The organism is Frankia sp. CeRuru1 (assembly GCF_977966315.1).
This window is the reverse complement of record NZ_CDWWEW010000231.1, coordinates 1-8418: the sequence shown is the minus strand read 5'-3', so window position 1 is coordinate 8418 and position 8418 is coordinate 1. Positions and strand designations below refer to the sequence as shown.

Annotated in this window: 4 protein-coding genes; 3 read left to right on the top strand and 1 reads right to left on the bottom strand. The window is 75.1% G+C overall.

The features are described 5' to 3' along the window. A partial coding sequence (locus AC08OP_RS16165; RefSeq protein ID WP_476614959.1) for a non-ribosomal peptide synthetase occupies positions 1-4648 on the bottom strand: 4648 nt, incomplete at its 3' end. Positions 4649-4820: 172 nt separating this feature from the next. On the opposite strand from AC08OP_RS16165, the gene AC08OP_RS16160 reads away from it, so the two are divergent. From AC08OP_RS16160 to AC08OP_RS16150, 3 genes are all read left to right on the top strand, one after another. Continuing rightward, positions 4821-6572: a (2,3-dihydroxybenzoyl)adenylate synthase gene (locus tag AC08OP_RS16160; protein WP_476614958.1), complete on the top strand. Its 1752-nt coding sequence runs from the start codon at positions 4821-4823 to the stop codon at positions 6570-6572. After that, complete coding sequence (locus AC08OP_RS16155) at positions 6569-8065, top strand: salicylate synthase (RefSeq protein WP_476614957.1); 1497 nt, start codon at positions 6569-6571, stop codon at positions 8063-8065. The genes AC08OP_RS16160 and AC08OP_RS16155 overlap by 4 nt, the downstream gene beginning before the upstream one ends. 1 nt (position 8066) lies before the next feature. Further along, on the top strand, positions 8067-8418 hold a 352-nt coding region (locus AC08OP_RS16150), incomplete at its 3' end, for a phosphopantetheine-binding protein (RefSeq protein WP_476614956.1).

The window sequence follows — 8418 nt, the reverse complement described above, 5'->3', positions numbered from 1 at the left end:
GCAGGTGGCGCAGCACCACCTCCCACTCCAGCGCGACGACGTCCGGGATCCGCTCGCGGACCTGGCCGACCATCCGGGCGACGAGCAGCGAGTCGCCGCCGAGGGCGAAGAAGTCGTCGTGCCGGCCGATCCGGGCGACCCCGAGCAGCTCGGCCCACAGGCCGGCGAGCTGGCTCTCCAGCGCGTCCGCCGGCTCCGCGGAGCGGGTGGACGGCGCCGCCGGTCCGTCGGCCCGCGGCAGCCAGCCGGTGAGCCGGGCCCGGTCGGTCTTGCCGTTGCCGGTTCGCGGCAGCGCGTCGACGACCTGCCAGACGGCGGGGACCATGTACTCCGGTAGCCGGTCGGCGGTGTGCCGGCCGAGCGTCACCGGGCTGACCGGCGCCCGGTCGGTCTTCGCCCGGGCCAGGAAGAGGCGCTGGCCGGTGCGGTGCAGCGGATGGTCGGCGTGCGGCAGCGCCGCGGCGACGTCGGCACCCGCGTCCGCGAGCACCGCGGCCCACTGCGGGTCGGTCAGGAAGGACTGGCCGGCGGCGGCCCGCAGGTCGGTGCGGGGGCCGGAGGTCGCCTCCAGGAACTCCAGCGAGACCAGCAGCGGGTGGTGGTCGTCCCGGGCGTTCTCCATGACCAGCAGCCAGCCGCCCGGCGCGAGCAGCTCGGTCAGCGCCGCCAGCATGCCCGGGATGTCGGTGGCGTTGTGCAGCACGTTGGGGCAGACGACGACGTCGAAGGAGTTCGGGGCGAGCCCCTGCGGGCGCGGGTCCACCGCCGGGTCGAACACCGCGAACCGGACCCAGGGGAACTCGGGGAAGCGCAGCTCCGCCTCCCGGACGAAGAACCGCGACGGGTCCGTGTAGAGGTAGTCGACGCCGAACTCGGCCAGCGCCGGCACCAGCTCGGCGGTGGTGGCCGCCACCCCGCCGCCGACCTCCAGGACCCGCGGCGGCTCGTCGGCGCGGGGCCCGGCGGCGTGCAGCGCGGCGATCCGCCGGGCCGCCGCGACCGCCCCGCGGTGCAGGTGCCGCAGGGCGAGGTTGTCCCGATAGGCCGCGGCGAGCACGTCGGTCTCGGCGCCGGGGAACAGCAGTGCCCGGATGTCGAGCTCACCGTTGATCAGCGCGGGCAGGTGCGCGGCGCAGGTCCGCATCACCTCGACCAGGTCGGTGCCGTAGGAGACCGCCGCCTCGGCGTCGTCCAGCTCCTTCCACAGCGCGGCGAGCTGGTCGTCGTCCGGCACGGTGCCCGCCGCGAGCCCTCCGGTGGCCGGGTCAAGGCGGCCGGTGGCCACGAGCGCCCGTAGCCAGCGCCGGACGACATGCGCGCTGGTCGGGGTGGCCCGCATCGCCGCGCACACCGCCTCGGGATCCAGCGGCGCTGATTCCACGGGCAGGCCGGTGTCGGCGAGGATGCGGGCCATCAGCCCGAGCGCGACGTCGTCCATGGCGGTCAGGAACCGGTCGAGCGCCTGCGGGTCGACCGGTTCCGCGCCGCTGTCGTCGGTGTTCGGGTCGGTGTTCGCGTCGTGGTGCGTCGCCTCGGCCGCGTCGTGGCCGACCGCCGCCGCCTCCGCGGCGGGGAAGTAGGCCGCGCGGAGGTCGTCGTCGGCGAGGTGGGCCGGCTCGACGAAGGCGGCGAGCCGGCGCCCGGCCGGGCCGGCGTCGTCGACGACGACCGCGGCCGCCCCGACCTGGGGGTTCGCCAGGACGGCGGTCTCCACCTCGGCCAGCTCGATCCGGTAGCCGCGGATCTTGACCTGGTCGTCCTCCCGGCCGAGGAACTCGATGGTGCCGTCGGGGTGGTAGCGGCCCAGGTCACCGGTCCGGTAGAGCCGTTCACCGGTGACCGGATGGTCCACGAACCGCTCGGCGGTGCGCCGGGCGTCCCCGAGATAGCCCAGGGCGACGCCCGTCCCGCCGATGTACAGCTCGCCGGGCACCCAATCCGGCCGGTCACGCATCGCGGGGTCGAGCACGTGGAAGGTCTGGTTGGCCAGCGGCGTGCCGTAGGGGATGCTCGGCCGGCCGCGGTCGACGACGCCGATGGGATGCGCGATCGACCAGATCGCGCCCTCGGTCGCGCCGCCCAGGCTGACGACGGCGAGCCCGGGCACGAGGCGGCGGATCTCGTCGGGCAGCGGCACCGGGATCCAGTCCCCGGACAGCATCGCCAGGCGCAGCGTCGGCAGCTCGGCCGCGTCCTCGGGCGCGGAGCGCAGGAACTCGGCGAGCATCTGCAGCTGGCCGGGCACCGAGTTCCAGATCGTCACCCCGGCGCCGCGGACGAGCTCCGCCCAGTGCGACGGGTCGGCGCGGCGGTCGGCGTCCGGCAGCACCAGCCGCGCGCCGACGGACAGCGGGCCGAACACGTCGTAGACCGACAGGTCGAAGCCGAGGCTCGCCAGCCCGAGCACCGCGTCACCCGGCCCGACCCCGAACCGGCTGTTGATGTCGACAACCGTGTTGAGCGCCGCCCGGTGGCTGATCATCACGCCCTTGGGGGTGCCGGTCGACCCCGAGGTGTAGATGACGTAGGCCAGGTCGTCCGGATCGGCCGACGGGTTCCCTGGCGACGGGTTCCCGGCCGCCAAGCCCGCCTCGCCCGGCTGGGCAGCGCCGGTCGCGTCAGGTAGGTCGGTGTCGGTGGGCGCCGTGACGTCGAGGACCTCGATGCCGGCCGGCCAGCCCGCGGACTCGGCCAGCCACGGCTGGGTGAGCAGCAGGCGCACCCCGGCGTCGGCGAGGATCGCCGCACGCCGGGCGGCCGGCTGGCTGGTGTCGACCGGCAGGTAGGCGGCACCGGCCAGGTGCACCCCCAGCACGCCGACGATCTGCTCCCAGCCCTTGTCCATGCCGACCGCCACGGGCTCGGCCGGCCCGACCCCGGCGGCGGTGAGCCGGTCGGCGACGGCGCGCGCCTCGGCGGCGAGCTCGCGGTAGGTCAGGGCTCGCCGCGCCGAGGTCACGGCGGCGGCGTCCGGGGTCCGCGCGGCCTGGGCCAGCACCCCTTCGTGCAGCAGCCCGCCCGGCACCGGACCCTCGGTGTCGTTCACCGCCCGGCGCACCGCGAGCTGGGCGTCCGGCAGTGTCACCGGGGCCGGGCCCGTCCACGCCGCCGGGTCCGCGGCGAGCCGGCGCACCGCCTCGACGTAGGAGCCGAAGGCGGCCTCGGCCAGCCCGTCCGGCAGGACCCCGCGGCGGACGTCCCAGGACAGCGACAGCCCGCCGGCGCGGGGCATCACCTGGCAGTCGACCCAGACCTGCGGCGTCTGGCTGATCGCGTACCGGACGGTGCTCGCGGCCGCGGACTGCGGCGCGGTGTCGAGGGTGCTGGTGAAGACCACCGGCATCAGCGGGCGCTGCCCGGTGCGGTGCGCCAGCTCGGCGAGCACCTCGCTGCCGGTGAACAGCGGGTGGGAGAGGTCCTCGATGAGCTGCGCGGAGACGGCCGTGGCCCGCTCGGCGAAGCCCGTGGGCTCGGTGAGGTCCACCGCGAGCAGCTCGACGGCGGTGAACTCGCCGACGACCGCCTCGATGTCGGGGTGGACGGGCAGCCGCTGGAAGACCGGCAGGTTCAGGGTGAACCGGGTGTTCCGGCTCCATCTGCCGATCACTTCGGCGTAGGCGGTGAGCAGCACCGCGGACACCGTCAGGCCGTGGGAGCGGGCGGTCTCGCGCAGCCGGTCCCACTCGGCCGCGGTCAGCAGGTGCTCCAGATGGTCGAACCGGGCCGCCTCGGTGGCGGTGTCCCCGGTGGCGGTGTCCCCGGTGGTGGGGCGTCCGGTGGCTGTGTCCTCGGTGGGCTGCGGCGCGGCGGGCAGCTCCGGCGCGGCGGGCAGGGTGTCGAGACGTCCGAGCCAGTAGGCGCGGTCGCGCTGGTAGCCGGCGGTCTCGCTGACGGCCCGGCGGGCGAGCACGTAGTCGCGGAAGGTCACGGCCAGCGGCGGCAGGGCGGCGTCGGTGCCGCTACCCGCGCCGCCGTCGGTACACAGCCGGTCGAGTTCGGCCAGCAGGAGCTGTGCGCTGGCGTAGTCGACGACCAGCAGGTCGAGGGAGAGGTGGACGACGAGGGCGTCGTCCAGCCAGGTGATCCGGGGCACGCACAGCGGCCAGCGGTCGGTGCGGGCGACCCGGTGGCTGAGCTCGGCGCGCACCGCCTCGATCCGTGCCCGGCCCGCGTCGGGGCCCTGGCCGCGCAGGTCGGCGACGTCGATCGGCGTACGCGGCGGATCGGCCAGCACCACCTGGTAGCCGTCGGCGTGGACGAGGGCGCGCAGCATGTCGTGCCGCGTGACCAGGGCGTCCCAGGCGGCGCTCACCCGGTCGGGGGAGAGCTCCGCGGGGTAGCCGAGCTCGATGTAGGCGTGGCAGGCGACCCCGCCGTGCTCGTAGAGGTCGCCGCGGCCGACCAGGTAGGCGGCTTGCAGGTCCGAGAGCGGGAACGGCTCGTGGCGGTGTGCCTCGTCGCTGCCGGTCACCTGCGGGACGCGGTCGTCGGCGAGGTGCGACCGGATCGCCTCGCGGTGCTCGCGCAGCACCGCGCGCCGCTGCGGGGTCATCGCGCCGCGTGGCGCCCGGAACCGCAGCTCGCCGGCCTCCAGCCAGATCGCGATGTCCTCGGCCGCGAGATCTGCGATCAGTTCGTCGACATTCATGATCCTCAGCTTCCGGAGTGCTGGACCGATGCACCGGTATGCCCGTCAGTTACCGAAGTGCTGCACATCGGTTACTTCCGAACTACCTGATTGCTACATATGAACATGGTTTTCATTTACAGTAGTCCGCGTTGGGTTGATCGGGGAAAAATTTCTGCGAGGAGGCGGTGCAGTGCGCGAGGGCTGGGAACCCTGGCCGGAGCCGATCGCGGCCCGGTACCGGCAGGCAGGACTGTGGGCCGGGCGCACCGTCGGTGATCTGCTGCGGGACCTCGCCGCCAGCCACGGCGGGCGCACCGCGCTCGTCGACGGCGCGGCCCGGTGGACGTACGCCGACCTGGACGCCATCGCCGACCAGGTCTGCGCCGGCTTCGCCGCCCGCGGTGTGCGCCACGGCGACCGCGTCCTGGTCCAGCTGCCGAACCGGGCCGAGTTCGTGCACCTGTGGCTGGGGCTGGCCCGGCTGGGCGCGGTCCCCGTGCACGCGATGCCCGGCCACCGGCTGGCGGAGATCCGGGCGCTGCTCGGCGTCGCCGAACCCGCGGCCTACGTCGTCGCCGAGCGTGCCGGGCGGGTGAACCTCCGTGAGCTCGCCGAGCAGGCCTGCGCGGGCCTGGACAGACCGCCGCTGCTGGTCGTCGTCGGCGCGCACGCCGACAGCCCGGGCGGCACCGCCGCCGTGACCGGCTGGCCCGCGCTGCTGGACGAGGGAGAACGGGCCGGCCCACCGACCCGCCCGGCCGTCGGCGGCCGGGCCCCGACCCCCGACGACCTCGTCGCGCTGCTGCTGTCCGGCGGCACGACCGGCACCCCGAAACTGGTGCCCCGCACCCACGACGACTACCTGCTCGCCGCCCGTGGCGCCGCCGAGGCCTGCGGCTTCGGCGCCGACACCGTCTACCTGGTCGTGCTGCCGGTCGGGTTCAACTTCGCCTTCAGCTCACCCGGCGTGCTGGGCACCCTCGTCGCCGGCGGCACCGTCGTCCTGGCCCGCGACCCCAGCCCCACCACCACGCTGCGCCTCGTCCAGCGGGAGCGGGCCACGGCCGTGGCGCTCACCCCGCCGCTGGTCCCCTACTGGCTCGACGAGTTCGCCATCAGCCGGCCGGACCTGTCCAGCCTGCGGCTGCTGCAGGTCGGCGGCGCGCGGATCCCCGACGACCTCGCAGCCCGCGCCGAGGCGACGCTCGGCGTCCCGGTGCAGCAGGTGTACGGCATGGCCGAAGGCCTCGTCTGCTACACCCGGCCGGACGACCCGGCCGAGCTGCGGCACACCACCCAGGGGCGGCCGATGTCCCCGGCCGACGAGATCGTCGTGGCCGACGCCGACGACCGGCCCGTCCCACCCGGCGAGGTCGGCGAACTGCTGACCCGCGGCCCGTGCACGCTGCGCGGCTACTACCGGGCCGAGGCGCACAACCGCACCGCCTTCACCGCCGACGGCATGCTGCGGACCGGTGACCTCGTCCGCCAGCTCCCCGGCGGCCACCTGCAGGTCGTCGGCCGGGTGAAGGACCAGGTGAACAAGGGCGGTGACAAGATCGCGGCGGTCGAGGTGGAGGAGCATCTGCGGGCCTGCCCGCATGTCGTCGACGCCGCGCTGGTCGCCGTCCCGGACCTGAAGTGGGGTGAGTGCCCGGTCGCCTTCCTGGTCTGCGACGGGCCACCGCCGACCGCCCGTGACGTCGCCGCCTTCCTGCGTGAGCGGGGCCTCGCCGCGTACAAGACGCCGGAGCGGGTGCGGGTCGTCGACGTACTTCCGCTGACCGCCGTCGGCAAGGTCGACAAGCGGTCACTGGCGGCCACCGAATCCGCCTCCACCACCGCCTCCACCGCCGCCTCCGGATCCACCACCGCGCCCGTGCCCGACCCCGCGGCCGTGCCGGAACCGGCCGTCTCCACCGGCGGCAGGGCTGATCGGTGAGGACCCGCATCGAGACCACGATCCTGCCCCCGACACCGGCGTCCTACCGCTCGTGGTCGGTGACCGGCCCCGCCGACCCGGCGGCCTGCGCGACCGGTCTGGCCGCCGCCCGGCTGTTCGACCAGTGCGTGCTCTACGAACGTGACGGCGCCTGGTGGTACGCGGGCGGGGCGCTGTGCGGGGTGACCCTGCACCGTGACCGGGTGGTGGTCCACTACGGCGACCGCCAGACCAACCGGCCCGTGACCCGCCCCCCGGCCGTCGAGCTGGCACAGCTGGCCGCGACCTTCCCCGTGGTCGACTGGCGGGCCTACGGCTGGGTCGCCTTCGAGTTCGCCACCGAGTTCGCCACTGGTGCCGGCTCGGACGGCCCGGACGGTCCCGGGACGGGCCGGCCCCCGGGCCAGCGCGTCAGCGCCGGGGAGGGCGGCCACACCGCGGGGCGCGCCGTGCGCCGCCGGACGGCGGCACCGTTGGCCCAGCTCATCGTGCCCGAGGTCGAGATCCGGATCACCCCGGGGCGGCTCGACGTCCGCGGCACCGACGAGGCCACCGTGGCCCGGGTGCTCACCGCCGTCGAACGGCTGCCCGCCGAGGGCCCGCTGGGCGGCGAGCGGCATCAGCCCGGCCCGCTCGACTCCGGCCTGCTCGACGTCGTCACACCCGGTGCCGATGCGTACCAGCAGGCTGTCACGACCGCGGTGGAGCGCATCCAGGCCGGCCGGCTCGCGAAGGTCGTACTGTCCCGGCGCGTCCCGGTGCCGTTCGAGGTGGATCTCGCCGCGACCTGCCTGCGGGGCCGGCGGGCGAACAGCCCGGCCCGCACCTTCCTCGTCGACCTGCCGGGTATGCGCTCGGTCGGGTTCAGCCCGGAGACCGTCGCCGAGGTCGGTGCCGACGGCGAGGTCAGCTCGCAGCCGCTCGCCGGCACCCGCCCGCTCGGACGCGGTGTGGAACAGGACGCGCTGGCGCGGGCCGAGCTGTGGTCCGACGCCAAGGAGGTCTTCGAACACGCGGTGTCCGTCCGCGCCGTCGCGGACGACCTCGCCGGCATCTGCGTCCCTGACAGCGTCGTCGTCCGTCGGTTCATGGACGTCGAGGCCCGCGGGAGTGTCCAGCATCTGGCCTCCCGCGTCGCCGGCCGGCTGCGGCCCGGTGTGACGAACTGGGAGGCGCTCGCCGTGCTGTCGCCGGCGATCACCGCCTCCGGCATACCGCGTGGCGTCGCCTGCCGGACGGTGGCCGAGCTGGAGCCCGCCGAGCGAGGGCTCTACGCGGGGGCGGCCGTGCAGGTCGGCCAGGACGGCTCCCTCGACGCCGCGCTCGCCCTGCGCTGCCTGCACACCCATGGCGGACGGACCTGGCTGCAGGCCGGCGCCGGTGTCGTCGCCGATTCCCGGCCGTCCCGGGAGTACGCCGAGACTTGCGAGAAGTTCGCCAGCATCGCCCCGCATCTCGTTCCCGCCCCCGCTCCCGAGCACCGGAGGAAGTGACGTGACCAGTACCCAACCCGTGGAAGTCGACCCCGTGTCGTGGGGCGACCTCGGTACGTTGCGTGCGGAGGTGGCGACCCTGCTCGGCCTCACCGACGCCGACGAGCTCGGCCTGGACGAGGATCTGCTCTCCGTCGGCCTGGAGTCACTGACGCTCATCCAGCTCGTCACCCGCTGGCGAGCCGCGGGGCTTGAAGTGGACTTCGCCGAGTTCGCCGAGGCACCCACCGTACGGGAGTGGGCGTGGATCCTCGACCAGGCACCGAGCAGCGGCCGAGCCGATCCGGCCGGGACCGATCCGGCCGGGACCGGGCTGGCCTCCGACGCGCAGGCCGGGGACGGCTCAGGCGCCG